The sequence below is a fragment of the Dryocola clanedunensis genome (assembly GCF_038405435.1).
Classification (GTDB): domain Bacteria; phylum Pseudomonadota; class Gammaproteobacteria; order Enterobacterales; family Enterobacteriaceae; genus Dryocola; species Dryocola clanedunensis_A.
Genome location: NZ_JBBYHZ010000007.1, coordinates 14,373 through 35,777 on the forward strand (window position 1 = coordinate 14,373; position 21,405 = coordinate 35,777).

The 21,405-nt window shown below is 56.0% G+C and carries 20 protein-coding genes and 1 other annotated feature; of the genes, 12 read left to right on the plus strand and 8 right to left on the minus strand.

The features are described 5' to 3' along the window. Positions 1-43 precede the first annotated feature (43 nt). The 3 genes from dnaX to AAE045_RS15565 all read right to left on the minus strand — a co-directional run bounded on the left by dnaX (position 44) and on the right by AAE045_RS15565 (position 3,194). Entirely contained in the window at positions 44-1,966 is a 1,923-nt protein-coding gene (dnaX, locus tag AAE045_RS15555) for a DNA polymerase III subunit gamma/tau (protein ID WP_455548507.1), read from the minus strand. After that, positions 647-711: a sequence feature (DnaX frameshifting element), on the minus strand. Its footprint overlaps the gene before it by 65 nt. 149 nt (positions 1,967-2,115) lie before the next feature. Then, positions 2,116-2,667 (minus strand): adenine phosphoribosyltransferase, encoded by a 552-nt coding sequence (gene apt / locus AAE045_RS15560; protein WP_455548508.1) that lies wholly within the window; start codon positions 2,665-2,667, stop codon positions 2,116-2,118. A 149-nt stretch (positions 2,668-2,816) separates the two neighbouring features. Beyond that, complete coding sequence (locus tag AAE045_RS15565) at positions 2,817-3,194, minus strand: DUF454 family protein (protein ID WP_455548509.1); 378 nt, start codon at positions 3,192-3,194, stop codon at positions 2,817-2,819. A gap of 56 nt (positions 3,195-3,250) precedes the next feature. Between AAE045_RS15565 and priC the strand changes: the two genes are divergently transcribed. Both priC and rsmS read left to right on the plus strand, forming a co-directional pair. Continuing rightward, positions 3,251-3,790: a primosomal replication protein PriC gene (priC, locus tag AAE045_RS15570; protein ID WP_455548510.1), complete on the plus strand. Its 540-nt coding sequence runs from the start codon at positions 3,251-3,253 to the stop codon at positions 3,788-3,790. 56 nt (positions 3,791-3,846) lie between these two features. Continuing rightward, positions 3,847-4,005 carry a pleiotropic regulatory protein RsmS gene (gene rsmS / locus AAE045_RS15575; protein ID WP_455548511.1) on the plus strand — a complete coding sequence of 53 codons (159 nt, stop codon included), beginning with the start codon at positions 3,847-3,849 and terminating at the stop codon, positions 4,003-4,005. 8 nt (positions 4,006-4,013) lie between these two features. Here the strand turns inward: rsmS and mscK are convergent, their stop codons facing one another. Both mscK and acrR read right to left on the minus strand, forming a co-directional pair. Beyond that, complete coding sequence (gene mscK / locus AAE045_RS15580; RefSeq protein WP_455548512.1) at positions 4,014-7,364, minus strand: mechanosensitive channel MscK; 3,351 nt, start codon at positions 7,362-7,364, stop codon at positions 4,014-4,016. Between the two features lie 119 nt (positions 7,365-7,483). Next, entirely contained in the window at positions 7,484-8,134 is a 651-nt protein-coding gene (acrR, locus tag AAE045_RS15585) for a multidrug efflux transporter transcriptional repressor AcrR (protein ID WP_455548513.1), read from the minus strand. Positions 8,135-8,277: 143 nt separating this feature from the next. On the opposite strand from acrR, the gene acrA reads away from it, so the two are divergent. From acrA to AAE045_RS15615, 6 genes are all read left to right on the plus strand, one after another. After that, positions 8,278-9,477, plus strand: coding sequence for a multidrug efflux RND transporter periplasmic adaptor subunit AcrA (gene acrA, locus AAE045_RS15590; RefSeq protein ID WP_455548514.1), 1,200 nt, complete (start codon positions 8,278-8,280; stop codon positions 9,475-9,477). A 22-nt stretch (positions 9,478-9,499) separates the two neighbouring features. After that, complete coding sequence (acrB, locus tag AAE045_RS15595; RefSeq protein ID WP_455548515.1) at positions 9,500-12,649, plus strand: multidrug efflux RND transporter permease subunit AcrB; 3,150 nt, start codon at positions 9,500-9,502, stop codon at positions 12,647-12,649. Between the two features lie 540 nt (positions 12,650-13,189). Next, complete coding sequence (gene tomB, locus AAE045_RS15600; RefSeq protein WP_455427228.1) at positions 13,190-13,564, plus strand: Hha toxicity modulator TomB; 375 nt, start codon at positions 13,190-13,192, stop codon at positions 13,562-13,564. 28 nt (positions 13,565-13,592) lie between these two features. After that, positions 13,593-13,811, plus strand: a complete 219-nt coding sequence (locus AAE045_RS15605) for an HHA domain-containing protein (protein ID WP_121265420.1) — start codon at positions 13,593-13,595, stop codon at positions 13,809-13,811. Between the two features lie 258 nt (positions 13,812-14,069). Continuing rightward, positions 14,070-14,621 (plus strand): maltose O-acetyltransferase, encoded by a 552-nt coding sequence (gene maa / locus AAE045_RS15610; RefSeq protein WP_455548516.1) that lies wholly within the window; start codon positions 14,070-14,072, stop codon positions 14,619-14,621. A 128-nt stretch (positions 14,622-14,749) separates the two neighbouring features. Next, entirely contained in the window at positions 14,750-15,208 is a 459-nt protein-coding gene (locus AAE045_RS15615; RefSeq protein WP_455548517.1) for a YlaC family protein, read from the plus strand. A gap of 88 nt (positions 15,209-15,296) precedes the next feature. Here the strand turns inward: AAE045_RS15615 and ykgO are convergent, their stop codons facing one another. The 3 genes from ykgO to AAE045_RS15630 form a co-directional block, all read right to left on the minus strand. Beyond that, positions 15,297-15,437, minus strand: coding sequence for a ribosomal protein bL36 (ykgO, locus tag AAE045_RS15620; protein WP_455427225.1), 141 nt, complete (start codon positions 15,435-15,437; stop codon positions 15,297-15,299). A gap of 3 nt (positions 15,438-15,440) precedes the next feature. Beyond that, positions 15,441-15,698, minus strand: a complete 258-nt coding sequence (locus tag AAE045_RS15625) for a type B 50S ribosomal protein L31 (protein ID WP_455548518.1) — start codon at positions 15,696-15,698, stop codon at positions 15,441-15,443. 111 nt (positions 15,699-15,809) lie between these two features. Beyond that, on the minus strand, positions 15,810-17,714 hold the full coding sequence (locus AAE045_RS15630) for a methyl-accepting chemotaxis protein (protein ID WP_455548519.1): 1,905 nt from the start codon (positions 17,712-17,714) through the stop codon (positions 15,810-15,812). Between the two features lie 380 nt (positions 17,715-18,094). Between AAE045_RS15630 and AAE045_RS15635 the strand changes: the two genes are divergently transcribed. From AAE045_RS15635 to AAE045_RS15650, 4 genes are read left to right on the plus strand one after another with little or no spacing between them, the layout of a single operon-like run. Then, entirely contained in the window at positions 18,095-19,135 is a 1,041-nt protein-coding gene (locus tag AAE045_RS15635) for an isopenicillin N synthase family dioxygenase (RefSeq protein WP_455548520.1), read from the plus strand. Between the two features lie 19 nt (positions 19,136-19,154). Then, positions 19,155-19,961, plus strand: a complete 807-nt coding sequence (locus AAE045_RS15640) for a MetQ/NlpA family ABC transporter substrate-binding protein (RefSeq protein ID WP_455548521.1) — start codon at positions 19,155-19,157, stop codon at positions 19,959-19,961. Continuing rightward, positions 19,958-20,749, plus strand: coding sequence for a methionine ABC transporter ATP-binding protein (locus AAE045_RS15645; protein WP_455548522.1), 792 nt, complete (start codon positions 19,958-19,960; stop codon positions 20,747-20,749). The genes AAE045_RS15640 and AAE045_RS15645 overlap by 4 nt, the downstream gene beginning before the upstream one ends. Further along, positions 20,746-21,405 carry a methionine ABC transporter permease gene (locus AAE045_RS15650; RefSeq protein ID WP_455548646.1) on the plus strand — a complete coding sequence of 220 codons (660 nt, stop codon included), beginning with the start codon at positions 20,746-20,748 and terminating at the stop codon, positions 21,403-21,405. Before AAE045_RS15645 ends, AAE045_RS15650 begins: the two co-directional genes overlap by 4 nt.

A 21,405-nucleotide genomic window follows, 5' to 3' on the forward strand; every position in this document is an offset into this window, starting at 1 on the left:
AGCGGCTATCAGGGTTTACAACAGGCCGGACGCGCCGGACCTGTCAAATAGGACGAATGCTGTCTTCATCAAGCTCCGCGTCGAAGAAACGACGCAGCGTCTGGATGTTGTTATCCGCACTCATAGACTCTTTCGCCTGCGCCAGCTTCTCTTCGTAGATGGCCTGACGCCATTCCAGCGGCGTTCGCTGCGCCTGATTATCATCTTCAATAATAGTCAGTTCAACAGTTTCGCCAGCGTGGGCGCTCATTGCGTCCGTCAGCGCCTTCTGCGCGGACGGGGAATTCAGATGACGCTGGCTGGCCCGCAGATGCAGGCAGACCCGTGGGCCATCCTGCTCTTTCCAGGCGTTCAGCGCCAGCTGCTGCACCAGTTTCGGCAGCACCAGCTGGTTGATTTCAGCCGCCCAGGCGTCACGTTCAATCGCCTCCTGGGCGAGCTTTGCGGCAAGCTCAGGGGTCTTTTCATGCTCCAGCGCTCGCTTGAGCGCCTTCGGCGTCGCTACGGGCTCAACAACTTCCTCAGCGACGTTTTGCGACTTCCAGCGATACGCTTCAGGTTTAGCTTCCGGCTTCTCTTCAACTATAGCCGTGGCGCGAGATTGTACCCGCTCGGTAACCGATGCAAGGCGCTCCAGCGCGGTGTTTTTTGCCGGCCGCGCTGAATTTGGCGCCGCCGGCTCATTCTTTTTTGCTTTTTGGGCTCCCTGCTGGCGCATTAACTGTGTCCGCGCCTGCAGTATCTGGCTGGTGGCATCCGGCAGCGGGGCATCGCTTTGCGCCGGTGGCGGCGCAGCCTGCTGTCTCGGAGGCGGAGAACCCGGATTAACAACCGGTATGCTAGCTATGGTACGGGGCTGTTCCGGCTCCGGCATCGGTTTGCGCGGATGGAACGCCAGCGCACGCAGCAGGGTCATTTCGATGCCCATGCGGCGGTCCGGCGCCCACGGCAGCTCTTTGCGGCCCATCAGCAGCGTCTGGTAATAGAGCTGAACTTCCGCAGGCGGAATAGTACGAGCCAGCTCACGCATGCGCTGTTCAATGGCCGCCATGTCGCTGCCCAGGGCCGTTGGCGAGAGTTGCACCATCGCCACGCGGTGCAGCAGACCGAGCATTTCAACTAATAAGGCTTCCCACTCCACGCCGCGGGCGGCGGCGTCATTGAGCAGCGCCATCACGCGTTCGCCGTCGGCACCCACCATCGCCTCAATCAGCGACAGCGCCTGGTCGTCGTCGAGCGTGCCCAGCATGGAGCTTACCGCAGCGGTGGTCACCTGCCCGTCACCGCTGGCAATCGCCTGATCGGTGAGGCTTAGCGCGTCTCGCAGGCTGCCGTCTGCGGCGCGGGCCAGCAGCTGCAGCGCTCGCGGTTCGCTGGTGATTTTCTCTTCCCCGAGCACATGCTCAAGCTGATGGCGAATCTGTTCGACGTCCAGCGCCTTGAGGTGGAACTGCAGGCAGCGGGAAAGAATGGTAACCGGGAGCTTCTGCGGATCCGTCGTCGCCAGCAGGAATTTGACGTGTGCAGGCGGCTCTTCCAGCGTTTTCAACAGCGCGTTAAAGCTGTGGCGGGAGAGCATGTGCACTTCATCGATAAGATAGACCTTGAAGCGGCCGCGCGCCGGGGCGTACTGAACGTTGTCCAGCAGGTCGCGGGTATCTTCTACCTTGGTGCGCGAGGCGGCATCGATTTCTATCAGGTCGACAAAGCGCCCTTGTTCTATTTCGCGGCAGTTATCACACACGCCGCAGGGCGTGGCGGTAATGCCGGTTTCACAGTTCAGTCCTTTCGCCAGCAGTCGGGCAATGGAGGTTTTCCCCACGCCGCGCGTTCCGGAGAAAAGGTAAGCATGGTGGATACGGCCCAGCGACAAACCATTAGCCAGCGCGGTCAGCACGTGTTGCTGGCCGACAACATCAGCAAAAGTTTGTGGGCGCCATTTGCGGGCTAAGACCTGGTAGCTCATTCTCAGATTGGCTTCTTTGATCGCGGGAAAGGTGAATGTGAGGGGGTAATGCTAACATAAGCCCCACCCGATGGGCGAGGCCTGTATGCTGCGGGATACGGAGCCGTAGGGTGGATAAGCGAAGGCGCCATCCACCGTTTTTTCAGGACTCAGTGACCCGGGAAAGGGACGAGGCAGTAGCTGTTAACGCCCATTTTCTCAAGGCGCTGCTCGCCGCCGATATCAAACAGGTTGATGATAAAGGCCGCGTCGGTCACGTCGCCACCCAGGCGGCGGATAAGCTTAACCGTTGCTTCAATGGTGCCGCCGGTTGCCAGCAGATCGTCCACCACCAGCACTTTATCGCCCGGCTGGATCGCATCGACGTGGATCTCGAGCTGATCGGTGCCGTATTCCAGCTCGTAGCTCTCAGCAATGGTTTCGCGTGGCAGTTTGCGCGGCTTGCGCACCGGCACAAAACCAACGCCCAGCTCTAACGCAACAGGTGCGCCAAACAGGAAACCACGTGCTTCGGTACCCACCACTTTAGTGATGCCGGCGTCTTTAAAGCGCGCTACCAGCAGTTCAATGCTGAGGGCGTATGCTTTCGGATCTTCCAGCAAGCTGGTAACGTCACGGAACAGGATCCCCGGCTTTGGGTAATCAGGGATGCTTTTGATGCTATTTTTCAGATACTCAAGCTGCTGCGCGGTCGCGGTCATAATTAATGCCTGCTAAAAACATGAAACTCACCGAGCGCGTTGCAGGTTCAGATTGAACCGCAGTCCAGAATTTGACCAGCCGCACCCGTGCTCGAAAACGGTCGAATTTACTGGCTGCCGCGCACATTTGCAACTCCCGCAGGCGCGGTTCAGGGTTTTTGTTGCTTTTCGTCAACTACCGGCATGCGCCACATGAAGATAAGCAGCGCGCACAGCATCATCAGCAAGAATAGCCGCACCCAAAGAATGTTGACCAGATAAAGAGAGACGCCAAAGGTTATCACGATAAATATCATGGCCCTGGGTTTTGCCCCCGGCGGCATGGCCCGGTGCTTCTGCCAGTGGCGCAGATAGCCGCCGAACCATGAGCGATAAAGCAGCCAGTGGTGAAACCTGGGCGACGAGCGGGCAAAGCACCAGGCCGCCAGCAGCAAAAACGGCGTGGTCGGCAGCAGGGGCAGCACCACGCCAAACGTCGCGAGGACTACCGCCAGCCAACCGATGATGATTAAAATAGTCCGTTGCATACCCATTCCTGGAATAAACTGGCGCGAACACCGCGCTGCCACTGGAGAGTCATTTTGTGAAAACCGCTTCGCTCTTACAAGCTCTTGATGCACGCGTCGCGGAACTGGCGGCAGCCATCGAGCCACTGTCTTTGCAGCGCGCCTCGCAGGCCCGCTTCGACAAACAGCTGTTCAACACCCACAGCACCCAGCTGAAAGATTATCTCGCGGAAGCTCAGGCCAACCTCGCTCAGCTACAGCTTAGCGTGAAAACAGGCCGCACGGAGCAGGTCGCTTTCCTGGCAGAGAAACTGGTCGCACAGCTTGCCGCGCTGCAGCGGGAGCTGGCAACCTGGAAATTACGCACCAGAGAACCGCAGAAGCCTGCGCCAGAGAATCTGTATGAAAAGCTGTCGACCCACCAGGACTATGAGCGTCGCCTGCAGGCGATGATCAGCGATCGGGAGAGCCAGCTGGGGATCCAGACGACGCTTGCCGCCCAGCAGCAGCTCCAGCGGGAGATTGCCGCCCAGGAAGGGCGTTTACAGCGCTGCCGACAGGCGATCGCGCGGATAGAGCGCGCCATTGAACGCCGCGAGCGCGGCCTCGCCAACTAAGCTATTAATCTATTTAGCTATTTTTGCCACTTTCGCCAATAATGAGGAAAACGACTATGCCGCTGGATAACGCACCGGATGATGTGAAACTTGCCGTGGATCTGATCATGCTGCTTGAACAGCATGAGATCCCGGCGGCCACCGTGCTGAGCGCGCTGGAGATGGTCCGCCAGGACTTTCTGCGCAAGCAGCAGGAAGAGCCCTCTTCCCGCTGACGCCTCTTTTACGCGGGGGCGATATCCTCGCCCGCAGGCTTAGGCGTATCGCGCTTTACTTCCGTAAACTCATCGCCCTTTTCATTACGCAGATGCACTTCCAGCTGGTTGAAGGCAATGTTGATGTTGTTTTCACGGCACAGCCTGTCGATATTGCGGTTTAGCTCATCCACGGTGTAGCTGCGATCGCGAAGCTCACGCACGTACAGGCGCAGCTCGTGATCCAGGGTGCTCGCCCCGAAGGTGGTAAAGAACACCGACGGCTCGGGATCGTGCATCACCTTCGGATGGTCGTGGGCGGCTTTGAGCAGGATCTCTTTTACCTTATCCAGATCGGAGCCGTAGGCCACGCCCAGGCGGATCACCACGCGGGTGATCGTATCGCTCAGCGACCAGTTGATCAGCCTTTCCGTGACGAAAGCTTTGTTCGGGATGATCACTTCTTTGCGGTCAAAATCGGTAATCGTCGTCGCACGAATACGAATTTTACTGACGCTGCCGGAGAAGGTACCGATGGTCACCGTATCGCCGATGCGCACCGGACGTTCGAAGAGGATGATCAGGCCGGAGACGAAGTTTCCGAAGATCTCCTGCAGGCCAAATCCAAGGCCGACCGATAACGCCGCCGCCAGCCACTGGAGCTTGTCCCAGGAGACGCCCAGCGAGCCAAAGACGGTCATCGCGCCAATCACGATGATGGTGTAATTCATGATCGTGGTAATGGCGTAGGAGGCCCCCTGGCGCATTTTGAGCCGTGAAAGGACCAGCACTTCAAGCAGGCCAGGTAAGTTGCGGATCAGCGCCCAGGCCACCATAAACGCCACCAGCGCAAAGAGCAGGCTGCCCATGGTGACGTTTTTAACCACCGCGGCCCCCGCTTCCGTGCCGTTGTAGTGCCACAGGACAATGCTGTCGAGATAGGCAAAAACGGTAATTAAATCAGACCAGATAGCGTAAAACACCACGCCAAACAGCGCGAACATCAGCAGCATGGTCAGGCGCATGGTCTGCTGGTTAATCTGGTCAAGCGCCAGCGGCGGCTCTTCCACCGGCTCGGCCCCTTCCGCCCCCTCCTTCACCAGGTTCTGACGGCGAGCCAGGGCGCGGCGATAGGCAATGCGGCGCGCCGCCACGCTCAGGCCGCGAATAATCGTCTGGTGCAGCAGGTTCCAGATAATCACCAGGTAGACGGTATCTATCCAGCGGTTCGCCAGGCGCAGCGTGGTGTAGAAGTAGCCCGTCACGGTCAGCACCAGCAGCGCTATCGGTACGATGGACAGCACGGTCATGGTCACCAGGCGCATCGTGTGCGACTCTTTGTCACGCCAGTTGTCGCGGCACATCGGGATGACCAGCGCGGTAATCAGCAGCAGGTTCAGGAAAATCATGAACTGGCCGAGCACGTCGTCCATCAGGTGCAGCGGTGAGTGCTCACCCACTACCGACCAGTAGAGCAGGGGCAGCAGCGCCAGGCTGATGCGCACAATCTGACGGCGATAATGACGCGTCAGCTGCTCCGGCATGTTGAAATGGGTAACGGCCATGCCGTTTGCCCCCAGCACCCGCCAGGTGAGACCAAAGACCAGCCAGAACAGCGCCAGCTCTTTGGCAAAGCTCCACAGCAGATCGCTGATGCTGGTCTGCATAAACAGCAGAACCAGCCCCACGGCCAGGATGGCAAGCGTCGCAGGCAGCACTTTAAGCAGGTTTAACGCTATGGCTTTTGGGGTGTTGAGCTGGCTGTCGCTGCGCAGCTGTCCGACGTCCGCCGCCAGCTTCTCCAGCTTTTTGTCAATCCACCGGAAGCGCCAGCGGATGAGCCCGGCTATCAGCAGGAGCGGCAGCGCGGTAAACAGCGAAACGAAGAGCGCGTCGAGCACCTTCTTCAGGCTGAAATCAATTTTTATGCCTTTGAGCTGCGCGTGCAGCGCGCCGGGGAAGGCTTTGACCCACTCCCAGTTCATCGGCTTGTTGCTGTTTACCCAGAAGATTTGCTGGGTCAGCTTGGCCTGCAGCGACGAGCTTACGCTGACCAGCTGCTGCTGGTAGATTTGCAGGTTGATGGCCATCATCAGCTGGTTGCCGAGCTGTTTGTTCAGCTGGTCCAGCAGCTCGCGACGCATGTCCACAACCTGCAGCAGCGCGTCGTGAACGTCGTCGTTCACTTCGGCCTTATGCCCTTCTTCAATTTTGTCGACGAATACATCGCTCTGGAAGAGCGCATCGCGCTGCTGGTTAACGTCAAACTGCTCGAGGCGCAGGTCGGCGATGCGGTTAGTCATATCTTCGAGCTCATCCGCCGACGGTAGGGTCTGCTGCTGCTGATAGAGAATGCGCGACAGCAGCAGGCTCCCCTTCAGAACGGAGATTTGTTCGTTGATATTGCGTTCGGATTGCAGAGCGCGGTCGAGCCAGTTTTTCACGCGAATATTGCGCTGCACCAGATTATTGCCGTTCTCGGTTGCGGTGATTAAGCGCTGGCTGAGCTGATGGTTTATCTCCAGCTCCTGGCTCACCAGCGGGTTGCTCTGAATGCTGCTCGCCTCATCCGGGGTGACCGCCTCCTTCGCCGTTTTTTCGGTCAGCGTCAGGCGCTTGCTGCTTACCGCTTCCTGTAAAAGCTGCAAAGAGTGTTCAAGCTGGTTGATATGGGCGGTGGTGTAGTCCCGCTGCTTTTGCAGCGTGTCCTGCAGCGTGGTGTTTCCTTCCAGGCTTTTGCGCTGCTGTTCCAGCTGGGCATTAAGCAGGGACTGCTGTACCAGCAGCAGGTTCTGCTGGGTCGGACGCAGCGCCGCTTCGCCTGGCGTGGTGCCGTTCAGCCGGTTTCTGATTTGTTGCAGCTGCTGGGAGGCGTTATACATCGCATTCTGCACGCGCTCCGGCTGCGTTTGCAGCGATACAAGCTGGCTGTTGTAGGTCGAGAGATCGTTCTGGGCGGCCTGAAGATCGTCCAGCACGCCGGACACCCGGGCTTCAAGCTGACGCAAGGAGAGCGAGGCAAGCGTTGCCCGCGTCTGGATATCGTCGCTGTCGGTGTTGAGTGAGTTCAGCGCATCCGTAGCCTGGCGCAGCTTTTCAGGCGCCTGTGCCACCTGCGTTTTCAGCGCCGCGGTCTCCTGTTTGATACGCGTGATTTTATCCAGCGTCTCCAGGGTTTCCGTCAGATCTTTTTGCTGGAGCTTTTCATCCGGCGTCAGGTCTTTCTGCTTGTTGATAGCATCGAGCTGGCTTTGCACGTCAGCGCGGTTAGGCAGATCGCCATTGTTTTGCGCCAGCGCGGAATAAACCGGGAAAAGAGTGCCGCAAAGCAGGATCAGGACGATGAAAATTCGCGATAAGAAAGTTTGCTGCTTAGTCATGGGTGTGTTGTTCGGGGAGGTGGTCGAAACAAGCCATCATAAGGAGCAGGGAGAATATCACGCCTTGCCCGCGCCGAATAGCGAACCTTAGGGTGGGGAAGCCGGGCGTATTCCGAAAATTAGCCGGCGGAACAGGACGCCGCGCGCAGCGTGGGTGACATCTGGAACATTTCCAGAAGAATAGCGATATAATCCCTGGCCTGACCGTGTAGATCGAAGCTGTCCGGGGCAACAAGCCAGTTTTCAATCAGCCCTGTAATGTAGCTGCGCAGCAGGATCACAGCCGGGGTGAGGCGCAGATCTTCGGGAAGCGCTCCGGCATCAATACAGCGTTGCAGGCTCATTTCTATACGCTCGTTGGCTTCCATGTAGAGGGTGCGCCGTGCCTGCTGTAAAACCGCCATCTCGCCAACAAATTCACATTTATGGAAGATAATCTCCGTCATCAGCCGACGTCTCTCTTCCGTTACCGTTGCCTGTAATATGTAAATTAGCAGCTCTCTGACAACAGACAGTGGATCGTCAGGAAATTTTGCCCGATACTCAGTCTCAAGATCCCCAATACTGGACTCTGTTAGCGCCCAGATTTCATTAAATAAATCTGACTTATTTTTGAAATGCCAATAGATAGCTCCACGGGTAACCCCTGCCGCTTTGGCGATGTCCGCGAGTGACGTAGCAGAAACGCCCTGCTGCGAGAACAAGCGAATGGCTACATCGAGGATGTGTTGGCGGGTTTCCAGCGCCTGTTGTTTGGTTTTTCGTGCCATATGTCGCGGAATTTACTGGAGTCAGATTTACATACATTTGTGAATGTATGTACCATAGCACGACGATAATATAAACGCAGCAATGGGTTTATGGACACTTGATCCATTGAACAACTTTGAAATCGGACACTCGAGGTTTACTTATGAACAAAAACAGAGGGTTTACGCCTCTGGCGGCCGTTCTGATGCTATCAGGCAGCTTAGCGCTTACAGGATGTAACGACAAAGAGGCCCAACAGAGTGCGCCGCAGGCCCCTGAAGTGGGCGTGGTTACTCTGAAGAGCGCGCCATTACAGATAACGACTGAGCTTCCAGGCCGTACCAGTGCCTACCGTATTGCAGAAGTTCGCCCGCAGGTCAGCGGCATTATCCTGAAGCGTAACTTCGAGGAAGGAAGTGAAATTAAGGCGGGTGTCTCGCTTTATCAAATTGATCCTGCGACTTATCAGGCCTCCTACGACAGCGCGAAAGGCGACCTCGCGAAAGCCCAGGCCAGCGCTAACATTTCTAAAATTACGCTGGCTCGTTACCAGAAACTTTTGGGCACTAAATACATCAGTCAACAAGACTACGACACCGCCCTTGCCGATTCCCAACAGGCAAATGCTGCCGTCGTCGCTGCGAAGGCCGCTGTAGAAACGGCTCGCATCAACCTGGCTTACACCAAAGTCACCTCCCCTATCAGCGGCCGGATTGGTAAATCTTCCGTCACTGAAGGTGCGCTGGTAACCAGCGGGCAAACCACCGCGCTGTCTACCGTTCAGCAGCTCGACCCGATTTATGTGGATGTCACCCAGTCCAGCAACGATTTCCTGCGCCTTAAGCAGGAGCTGGCCTCCGGCAAACTGAAACAGGAAAACGGCAAAGCGAAGGTTCAGTTAGTGACCAGCGACGGCACAACCTACTCTCAGGAAGGTTCTCTTGAATTCTCCGATGTGACGGTTGACCAGACCACGGGCTCTATCACCCTGCGAGCCATCTTCCCTAACCCGGATAAAACCCTGCTGCCAGGCATGTTTGTACGAGCAAAACTGGAAGAAGGGACTAACCCGGACGCGCTGCTGGTTCCTCAGCAAGGCGTAACGCGTACTCCGCGTGGTGAAGCCTCAGCGATGGTTGTCGGCAAAGATAACAAAGTCGAAGTGCGTCAGCTGACGACCAGTCAGGCTATCGGCGACAAGTGGTTGGTAACAGATGGTTTGCATAATGGCGATCGCGTTATCGTAACCGGTTTGCAGAAAATTAAACCCGGTGTTCAGGTGAAAGCGCAGGAAGTCGCAGCTGATAATAACGCTCAACAGCAGCCAGCCGCAGGCGCGCAGCCCGAACAAACGAAGTCTTAACTTAAACAGGAGCCGTTAAGACATGGCTAAGTTTTTTATCGATCGCCCAATATTCGCCTGGGTTATCGCCATCATTATTATGTTGGCGGGCGGGCTTGCGATCATGAAATTGCCCATCGCGCAATATCCAACCATTGCGCCACCGGCCATTTCGATCACAGCCACCTACCCTGGTGCTGATGCGAAAACGGTACAGGATACGGTTACCCAGGTTATCGAACAGAACATGAACGGTATCGATAACCTGCTGTATATGTCCTCTACCAGTGATTCCTCTGGTACCGTCCAGATAACCATTACCTTCGATTCTGGTACCGATGCAGACATCGCGCAGGTTCAGGTGCAGAACAAACTGCAGCTGGCAATGCCGCTGTTACCGCAGGAAGTCCAGCAGCAAGGCGTTAGCGTTGAGAAATCCTCCAGTAGCTTCCTGATGGTTCTCGGTATGATCAATACCGATGGTTCCATGACCCAGGAAGATATCTCGGATTACGTTGGCGCAACCATTAAAGACCCGGTTAGCCGTACGTCTGGCGTGGGTGACGTTCAGCTGTTTGGTGCACAGTACGCGATGCGTATCTGGATGGATCCGAACAAACTGAACAACTTCCAGCTGACGCCGGTAGACGTTATTGCCGCCATCAAAGCGCAGAACGCCCAGGTTGCAGCCGGTCAGTTAGGTGGTACGCCACCGGTTAAGGGCCAGCAGCTTAACGCCTCTATCATTGCGCAGACCCGTCTGAAATCTGCCGATGAGTTCAGCAAAATTCTGCTGAAGGTGAACCAGGACGGCTCTCGCGTACTGCTGAAAGACGTGGCGAAAGTTGAGCTGGGCGGTGAAAACTACGACGTTATCGCTCGCTTTAACGGCAAGCCTGCGTCTGGTCTGGGTATTAAACTGGCAACGGGTGCTAACGCCCTGGATACCGCTAACGCGGTTCGTGCCACCGTTGAAAAACTCAAACCGTTCTTCCCGGCTGGTCTGGAAGTTGTTTATCCGTACGACACCACGCCATTCGTTAAAATCTCTATCAAAGAGGTAGTGAAAACCCTCGTTGAAGCCATCGTGCTGGTCTTTATCGTAATGTATCTGTTCCTGCAGAACTTCCGGGCCACGCTGATCCCAACGATTGCCGTACCGGTGGTACTGCTGGGGACCTTCGCCATCCTTGCCATCTTTGGCTATTCGATAAACACCCTGACGATGTTCGGCATGGTGCTGGCGATAGGCCTGTTGGTGGATGACGCCATCGTGGTGGTAGAAAACGTCGAGCGCGTGATGGTGGAAGAAGGACTGCCGCCAAAAGAAGCAACGCGTAAATCGATGGAGCAGATCCAGGGCGCGCTGGTGGGTATCGCCATGGTGCTGTCGGCGGTATTTATCCCGATGGCCTTCTTCGGCGGTTCAACGGGTGCCATCTATCGTCAGTTCTCTATTACCATCGTTTCGGCAATGGTGCTCTCCGTGCTGGTAGCAATGATCCTGACGCCAGCCCTGTGCGCCACCATGCTTAAGCCGGTCGCGAAAGGTGAACACCACGAGAAGAAAGGCTTCTTCGGCTGGTTTAACAACATGTTCGACAAGAGCACGCATCACTATACCGATAGCGTCGGTAATATCCTGCGTAGCACCGGTCGTTATCTGTTGCTGTACCTGCTGATCGTCGTCGGCATGGCCTTCCTGTTCGTACGTCTGCCAAGCTCCTTCCTGCCGGATGAAGACCAGGGCGTATTCCTGACGATGGCCCAGCTTCCGGCTGGTGCGACTCAGGAGCGTACGCAGAAGGTGCTCGACGAAGTAACGGATTACTATCTCAAGAATGAGAAAGACAACGTTAATTCGGTGTTTACCGTAAACGGCTTCGGCTTTGCCGGCCGTGGGCAGAACACCGGCCTGGCGTTCGTTTCTCTGAAAGACTGGAATGAGCGTCCGGGTGAAGAAAACAAGGTTCCGGCAATTGCTGCCAGGGCCAGTGCGGCCTTCTCAAAAATCAAAGACGGTATGGTACTGGCGTTTAACCTGCCGGCCATCGTTGAGCTGGGTACCGCTACCGGCTTCGACTTCCAGCTGATTGACCAGGCGAACCTTGGCCATGAAAAGCTGACCCAGGCGCGTAACCAGCTGTTTGGTGAGATAGCCCAACACCCCGATCTGTTAGTCGGCGTGCGTCCTAACGGCCTGGAAGATACCCCGCAGTTCAAAGTGGATATCGACCAGGAGAAAGCGCAGGCGCTGGGTGTTTCTATCAGTGACATCAACACCACGCTGGGTGCAGCATGGGGCGGCTCGTACGTGAACGACTTCATCGACCGTGGTCGCGTGAAGAAAGTGTACCTGATGGCCGATGCGCCATTCCGTATGCTGCCGGATGATATCAATAACTGGTACGTTCGCGGCTCTACCGGTCAGATGGTGCCATTCTCTGCGTTCTCTACCGCGCACTGGGAATACGGTTCCCCGCGTCTGGAACGTTACAACGGTCTGCCATCCATGGAAATCCTTGGTCAGGCGGCTCCGGGTAAGAGTACCGGTGAAGCGATGGATCTGATGGAAGAGCTGGCGAGCAAACTGCCTACCGGGATCGGCTATGACTGGACGGGTATGTCCTATCAGGAACGTCTGTCTGGTAACCAGGCACCTGCCCTGTATGCCATCTCGTTAATCGTCGTATTCCTGTGTCTGGCCGCACTGTACGAGAGCTGGTCAATTCCGTTCTCGGTCATGCTGGTTGTTCCGCTTGGGGTATTCGGCGCGCTGTTAGCCGCGACCTTCCGTGGGTTGACCAACGACGTTTACTTCCAGGTGGGCCTGCTGACAACCATTGGCCTGTCGGCGAAGAACGCGATACTTATCGTGGAATTCGCCAAGGACCTGATGGAGAAAGAGGGCAAAGGGCTTATCGAGGCGACGCTGGAAGCGGTACGTATGCGTTTACGTCCGATTCTGATGACCTCGCTGGCGTTTATCCTGGGCGTTATGCCGCTGGTTATCAGCTCCGGGGCCGGTAGTGGTGCGCAGAACGCCGTAGGTACCGGGGTTATGGGCGGTATGATTACCGCAACCGTCCTCGCTATCTTCTTCGTGCCGGTGTTCTTCGTGGTGGTCCGCCGCCGCTTCAGCCGCAAGACTGAAGACCTGGAGCATACGCATCCGGTCGAGCATCATCACTAATCCGATCAATACGTTATTTAAAGGCCGCGCAAGCGGCCTTTTTCTTTCCATTAGCCCTACTGGTAATATGTTATATAATCGCTTACCTGCCTGTTCGGTGGGCTAACCTAATTGCCGGATGGCTGCTTTGCAGGCCAGAAACATCCAGGCCGCTTATCTGAAATTAGATTTTTCGCAGTAAAAAAAGGACTGCAGACTTATATTAAGAAAATTCTCATCGCTTCGCTGTGGGGAAATAATTTTAACATTTGCCCTTTTTAATCTGCTAACGTACTGATATCAGGGTTAGTTCAGGACTATTAACAATTAAGATATTGCTTAGTGAGGCTAATTTCAGCACCGTCGCCTGCGATGGGCTGCCGCCGACGTTGGTATTAAAGTCTGAATTGTAATTTTTAGTAATAGGCCGAGGAAATCTTCCGCGAATTGATTTATAGTAATGGCTATGGATTAGTCGTTGTAATTGCTCCCACCTCTTCAAGGTGTGTCCTCCCCAGTGCGTTTTGTTTATCAAATTTCATCGATAAAAGGGGCTGAATTATGGACGAATACTCACCAAAGCGGCATGATATCGCACAGCTTAAATTCTTGTGCGAAAACCTGTATCATGATTGCCTTGCCAACCTGGGAGAGAGTAATCACGGTTGGGTCAACGATCCTACATCGGCCATTAACTTACAGCTTAATGAATTGATTGAGCACATTGCTGCCTTCGCCCTTAATTACAAGATTAAGTATGCCGACGACAGCAAATTGATTGAGCAAATTGACGAATACCTCGATGATACCTTCATGCTTTTTAGCAACTACGGCATCAACGCACAGGAACTGCAAAAATGGCGTAAGTCTGGTAATCGATTGTTCCGCTGTTTCGTCAGCGAGAGTCGCGCTAACCCCGTAAGCCTCTCCTTTTAAAAATATTACAAATACTTAAGGTGAATTTATGACAACAAAACCCTTAACGAAAACTGATTATTTGATGCGTCTGCGACGTTGTCAGACAATTGATACGTTAGAAAGAGTGATTGAAAAGAATAAATACGAATTATCAGATAATGAACTGGCGGTCTTTTATTCAGCAGCCGATCATCGTCTTGCTGAACTTACCATGAATAAACTTTACGATAAGATACCACCTTCCGTATGGAAATTTATCCGTTAATACCTCGCCATACCTTTGTTCATTTTTAGTACACCGGCCGATAATTTGCCAGCCATGTTTATGTTGAGTATTCCCGAACCTGATACTCGCTCCATTAACATGGTTTGTCCCCTTCCCCGTGAACTAACCCCGTTGCTCGCTGCCTGCAGAGGCGGTATGAGAAAGTGTGATCCCCCGCACGATATGGGAACGTTCCCTTAGATGAGCTGGTATTTTCGTTTACGGTAGTGGTTTGCCCCCCGACGAGACGAAACCGCAATGAGTGAAGAAAAGCGTAAAATGATTGCAGGCGAATACTACTCCCCTGCCGATGACCAGCTCAGAGCTGACAGGCTAAAAGCCCGTCACCTCATCCACCGCTATAACCATACCGAACCCGATGAAACCGCGGTTCGTAAAGCGCTGCTGAAGGATCTGCTCGGCAGCGGTACCGATGCCTATATCGAACCTTCATTCCGCTGCGACTACGGCTACAACATTTTTCTGGGCAACAATTTCTACGCTAATTTCGACTGCGTGATCCTGGACGTTTGCCCGGTGCATATCGGCGACAACTGTATGCTTGCCCCCGGCGTGCATATCTATACGGCCACCCACCCCCTGGATGCCGAAACGCGTAACAGCGGTGTCGAGCTGGGAAAACCGGTCACCATTGGTCATAACGTCTGGATTGGTGGCCGGGCGGTAATTAATCCCGGCGTGACGCTGGGCGATAACGTGGTGGTGGGTTCCGGCGCGGTGGTGACTAAAGACGTCCCGGCAAACTGCGTGGTGGCTGGTAATCCGGCCAGGGTCATCAAAACGCTCTGAGGGAAGATAGCCGCTAACTGTTATGGTTAATTTTGCGCAATCTGTTACTTTTTTGCAGACGGGCGGCTTCTTAAAATAGAGTCGTCACATTTGTGGCAGCGGACCTAACAGTAATAAGAAGGCTTCCCATGACCGAAATCCAGCGCCTGCTAAACGATACGATTGAACAGCTCAACGTCGTGGAGAAACGCGACAACCGCCCGCGCTTTAGCATCAGCTTTATTCGTAAGCATCCGGGATTGTTTATCGGCATGTGGATTGGCTGGCTGGCCACGCTTATCGTAATGATGCAGTCGGACACCCTCGCCGGGTCGGTCTGGCTGCTGAACGTGCTCTTCATCCTGCTGAACGGATTTTTCTTCTTCGACGTAAACCCGCGCTATCACTACAGCGATATCGACGTGCTTGACCTGCGGGTCTGTTACAACGGCGAGTGGTACAACACGCGCAACGTGCCGCCGCAGTTAATAGAAGAGATCCTGCAATCTCCGCAGGTAGAAGAGCAGATGAAATCAGTGCTGCACACGATGTTGACCCGCAAAGGGGAACTGTCGTTCTACGATATATTTTCTCTTTCTCGCGCCTGATAGATAGCCCCGGCACGATTTCAGAAGAAGACCTGGGATGAAGTTCCCGAAGGGCGCCTCACCCCAGGTCGCCCCGGGCCTTTCAAAACTACTTTCTTTTCTTCCTGCCCTGCACCGCTTTAAAACGCGGGTTACTTTTGCAAATCACGTACAGCCTGCCTTTACGCTTCACAATCTGGCAGTCCGGGTGGCGCTGCTTCGCGCTGCGCAGTGAGTTCAACACCTTCATGCCCTAAGCCTCCTTGCCGAAGAAGCGGCCAAAACGCTGCTGGAAGCGTGCCGGGCTGCCCTCTTTGTCCAGGCTTCTCTGCTTGCCCGTGTAGTGCGGGTGGGAAGCAGATGAAACCTCAATCGTGATATAGGGGAAAGTCTGCCCGTCGAGCTCAATTTCCCGGTCCGTCTTAATAGTTGAGCCAACTTTAAAGTACTCGTTGGCGCTGGTGTCGTGGAACACCACGGTGCGGTAGAAAGGATGAATATCGCGTCTCATTTTGCTAACTCCGATACGTTATAACATAACAATAAGGTAAGGGCGCGATGCCTGAAAAGCAAGAGGATTCGATGAAGGAAATACGGGCACATGGCTATGTGCCCGAAAAGGTTAGAGTTTAAAGCTGGCGACAACGAGTTCGAGCTGGCGAGTCTGTTCGGACATCGAGAGCGAAGCGGAAGAGACCTCCTGCACCAGCGCCGCGTTTTGCTGGGTGGTGCTGTCGAGCTGGTTGATGGCATGGTTTACCTGCTGGATGCCGGTGCTCTGCTCGCGGCTGGAAGACATGATCTCCCCCATCAGGGTTGTGACGTTGCGCACGCCTCCCATCAGCTCATCCATGGTGCTGCCCGCCTGAGTCACCAGATCGGTTCCATGATTAATATTGTTCACCGATGCCTCAATCAGCGTTTTAATCTCCCTTGCTGACTGCGCGGAACGCTGGGCCAGGTTACGCACCTCGGCAGCCACCACGGCAAAGCCCCGGCCCTGCTCTCCGGCTCTCGCCGCTTCAACCGCCGCATTCAACGCGAGGATATTGGTCTGGAAGGCGATGCTGTCAATCACGCTGATAATATCCACCACTTTGCCGGACGAATGCTGGATGGTGTTCATCGTGCTGACGACCTGTTTTACCACTTCACCGCCCTTCTCCGCCACGCTGGAAGCCTCATGAGCCAGTTTGTTGGCATGAGCTGCGTTGTCCGCGTTCAGGCGTACCGTACTGGTCAGCTCTTCCATGGATGCCGCGGTTTGCTCAATGGAGCTCGCCTGCTCCTCGGTGCGGGCAGACAGATCCTGGTTGCCGGTGGCAATCTGGTGCGAAGCGGAAGTTATCGCATGCGCGCTCTCCCCGACCTGACGCAGCATATTTTGCAGGTAGGCGATGACCCCGTTGAAGCTGTTAATAATGGCGTTGAATTCCGGGCTGCTCGTCGGCTCAAGGCGCTGGGTGAGATCGGCCCCCCCCGCAGAAAGGCGGCTGATATTCTGGTTTAAATCGGCAAGGCGATGCATAAAGCTGCGGATAAACAGCACCAGCACGCCCAGCAGCAGCAGAACCATCGGGATCTGCACCATGCTCAGGCGCATCATGATGGTATCCGTCTGTTTGGTCAGCAGCGCGGTAGGCAGATCCACGGCGATAATCCACGGGCTGCCTTTAATGGCCTGCAGCATTACCGTGTGGGAGGTGCCGTTGTTGTCGTACTCCTGCTCCTGGCTCTGCTCCGCGCTGAACCCGGAAAGCATCCCCTGTGCCGTTTTCGCCATCGGCAGAGCGGCGCTCATCTCTGATAAATTCGTCAGGCTGGCGGGCCTGCCGATTTGCTCCGCATTGCCGACAACTTTGCCATCGGCTTCGACAATCAGTACCTGCCCCTGAATTGCCTCCCCCATCTGCCGGGCGAGCTGGTTAAAGAACCCCAGCGTCACGTCGATGGTGGCAACGCCCCAGGGCTGCCCCTCTTTGGTAATTGCCATTGCGCAGTTAGTTCGCGGCTGCGGGCTGGCGGCATCCTGATAGGCGTTTGCCCAGGCGCACTGCCCCGCAGGCGCAGCCAGACCGGCTTTGTACCAGACCTGCTCGTAGTAATTAGCGGCCTCGTCAGAGTTCCAGAAAGTATTTTCCTCAAGCTGACCCCCCGCGTTACGGGCGAAGAAGGTGCTGAACTTATTGCGCCCCGCCTCGCGCTTTTCCGGCAGCGGCCAGATACCGCCCCCGAACACGTTAACGTCCTGGTACTGGTCAACCAGGGACGGCAGCAGGCGGGTGATATCGTCACTCTGCATCGCTGCCGCCGACTGCGTGATGCTGCGCATCTGCGCCTGTACGCGGTTCATCTGTTCAACGATATTCACCGCGACGCTGCCGACCTCGTAACGGATCAGCTGCGTTTCGTTACGCTTGATCTGCGGCGTCACGAAGTAATGAATGACCAGAGCGGTAATCAAGGTCAGTAAAAGAAAGAACAGGCACAAAGAGAAGATAAAACGGGACTGCGTTGTTTTAAGCATAGGGTGGTCACCTGATGGTAAAAAGCGAAGCGCTTGCTGTTGGCTACGGCTACCCATCGGCAAATCTGGAGAATTGTTTAATTTAAGCGAGGCTTAAATATTTCACCCTGTAATTAATTATCATTAAAATCCGCTACATACTCAGCGCGACGGAAACATTTTGTCATACTTTGTCCGTTTGCCAGCTCCCGGCAATGCTTAGACCCCCTCGCGGACATAACTTAGAAAGCAAGATTATTGGGCAGCAGATTAAGCATGCGGCAAAGTGATTTTCACAAGTTATTCCTGACCGAGTGAGGTAATCATCATGCTGCTGCGCCGTTGTTGTGCCGGACCGTCAGACCCGGAAAAGACCAATTCGAACATGACTGGAGCCCACAATGAGCATAATAGACGCCACCCCGGCACTGCCGATCCTCGATCTCGCGCAGCTTAACGCCTCCCCGACCGATCGCGCCGCGTTCCTGAGCCAGCTGCGGCAGGCCGCCCGCGAAATCGGCTTTTTCTATCTGATTAATCATGGCGTCAGCGCTGACCTTCAGCACGCCGTACAGGATGAGGCCCGCAGCTTTTTCGCTCTCCCCGACGGCGCAAAGCAGAAAGTCGCGATGATCAACTCCCCTCATTTTCGCGGTTACAACCGGGCGGCCAGCGAATTAACGCGGGGCAAACCGGACTGGCGAGAACAGTTCGATTTGGGCGCTGAACGCCCGGCAGTAGAACACGCGGAGGGTCAGTCTGCCTGGAAGCGCCTGCAGGGCCCGAATTTATGGCCGGAAGCGCTCCCGGAGCTTAAGCCTACGCTGCTGCAGTTCCAGCGGGAGATGACCGCCGTGGCGCTTCGGCTGCTGCAGGCGTTCGCCGAAGCGCTGGCCCTGCCCGCCGACAGCTTTGATGCGCTGTACGGCAGCAAACCAAATGAGCACATCAAGTTAATCCGCTATCCGGGCCAGCACGCCACCCACGGCGACCAGGGGGTAGGCGCGCATAAAGATTCCGGTTTCCTGAGCTTCCTGCTTCAGGATCGGCAAAAAGGTTTACAGGTTGAGGTTACGCCCGGCAGCTGGGTGGACGCTCTGCCGCTCCCCGGCAGCTTTGTGGTGAATATTGGCGAACTGCTGGAGCTTGCAACCAACGGGTATTTGCGCGCCACCGTGCACCGCGTCGTTTCGCCGCCGCCGGACGAGGAGCGCCTGTCCATCGCGTTCTTCCTCGGCGCGCAGCTGGACGCCGTGGTGCCGGTGTACGCGCTCCCGCCGGAGCTGGCCCGTGAGGCGCCCGGCCCGCAAAGCGATCCGCTAAACCCGCTGCTGCGGGACGTGGGCTGGAACTACCTGAAAGGCCGCCTGCGTTCGCACCCCGACGTGGCGGAACGCTATTACCCTGACGTGCTGCGTAACAGCGCAGAATTAATCGCCTAAGCAAATTAAGGAATACCTGATGAAACATGCCTCTTTTAAACTGGCAGGGATTGCGCTGTCCTTTCTGGCCCTCAGCGCGCAGGCCGCTGACACGCTACGCATTGCCGCAGACCCGGTGCCGCACGCCGAAATCCTCGCCTTTGTGCAGAAGCTCGATCCCAGCCTGAAGTTAAAAATCGTCGAGCTGAGCAACGGCGTCAACGCCAACGAGCTGCTGGCCAACGGTGACGTGGACGCCAACTACTTCCAGCACGTGCCCTATCTGCGTGACCAGGAGAAAGCGCTGGGCAAAAGTTTTAGCGTGGCCGCCACGGTGCATATTGAGCCGCTGGGCATTTACTCCCATAAATACAAAGATCTGAAATCGGTGCCGGAAAACGCTACCGTTGCGCTGCCCAACAACGTTACCAACCTCAGCCGCGCGCTCTATCTGCTGCAGGATAAAGGGCTGATAACCCTGAAGCCGGAATTCAAAGATGCCTCGCAGAATCAGGCGACGCCGAAGGATATCGCCAGCAATCCTAAGAAGCTGAAAATTATTGAAGTCGAAGCCCCACAGCTGCCCCGCTCGCTGGACGATGTCGATCTGGCGGTGATCAACGGCAACTACGCGCTGGAGGCGGGGCTTACGCCGTCCAAAGACTCCCTGGGCCTGGAAAGCGCCGCGCATAACCCTTACGCCAATATTCTGGTCACTAATCCTGACCTGGCTAACGATCCGCGCATCAAAGAGCTGGCGAAGGATCTTCAGTCCCCGCAGGTGGCGGAGTTTATCCGCAGGCAGTTTAACGGCTCGGTGATCCCGGTGAGCGCGCCGCAGTCATGATCGTCCTTGAGCGGCTGAGCAAGGTGTACGCCGGAGAAGGCCAACCGGCGCTGGATAACATCTCGCTGACCGTGCCGGATGGCGCAGTCTTTGGCATTCTCGGGCGCAGCGGCGCGGGTAAAAGCACTTTGATCCGCTGTCTCAACCTGCTGGAGCGGCCCACGGAGGGGCGCATTATTATCGACGGCAAAGAGATCGCGGGGCTGGACGCCCGTGAACTTCGCCAGCATCGCCAGCGTACCGGCATGGTCTTCCAGCACTTCAACCTGATCCACGCACGCAGCGTGACGGACAACGTTGCCGTGCCGCTGGAGATCGCAGGCCAGCCAAAAGCCCGGCGTGAAAAGCGGGTCGCTGAGCTGCTGGAGCTCGTCGGCCTGGCGGACAAAGCCCACGCCTTCCCGTCCCAGCTCTCCGGCGGGCAAAAACAGCGGGTAGGCATTGCCCGGGCGCTGGCCGCCCATCCCACGGTACTGCTTTGCGATGAAGCCACCAGCGCGCTGGATCCCGAAACCACCGCCTCCATACTGGCGCTGCTGGCAGACATTAACCGCAGGCTCGGCCTGACCATCGTGCTTATCACCCACCAGCTTGAGGTCGTCAAAGCGATCTGCGATCACGCCGCGCTGCTGGAGAACGGCAGGCTTATCGAAAGCGGCCCGCTGGCTGATTTGCTGGTCGATCCTTATTCCCGCCTGCGAAGCGCCCTTCTGCCGGACCGCCGGGCAGAGCAGGCATTTTTACGCCGTCACGGCGTGGAGGGGAGATTGTTATGCGAAGTAGCCTGAGCTGGGAAGATTTATGGCCGCTGCTGCTGGAAGGCACGCTGGACACGCTTTATATGGTCGGGCTGGCGGCGCTGTTTACGGTGCTGATTGGCCTGCCGCTCGGCGTCCTGCTGTTTATCACGCGGCGGGATGGCGTTTTGCCCGCCCCGCGTACGAACAAGATTCTGGGCAGCGTGATTAACGTTGGCCGCTCGCTGCCGTTCATCGTACTGCTGATAGCGTTAATTCCCCTGACGCGCATCATCGTTGGCACCACCCTCGGCAGTACCGCCGCCGTGGTGCCGATAACCATCGGTGCGTTCCCGTTTTTTGCGCGCGTGGTTGAAAGCGCGCTGGACGAGGTGGACAAAGGCCGCATCGAAGCGATCTTATCGATGGGCGGTAACGCGTGGCACGTGATTGGCAAAGTCCTGCTGCCGGAAGCCCTTCCGGCGGTCATTGCGGGCATCACCTTAACGGTGGTTATGCTGATAGGATTTTCGTCGATGGCGGGCGTAATTGGCGGCGGCGGCCTGGGCGATTTAGCCATTCGCTACGGCTATCAGCGTTTTAATAATCAGGTGATGGCAGGCACCATTATTATTCTGGTCGTGCTGGTGCAGCTTGTGCAAAGCGTCGGCGACAGGCTGGTGCGCCGCCTGGCGCACCGCCGATAG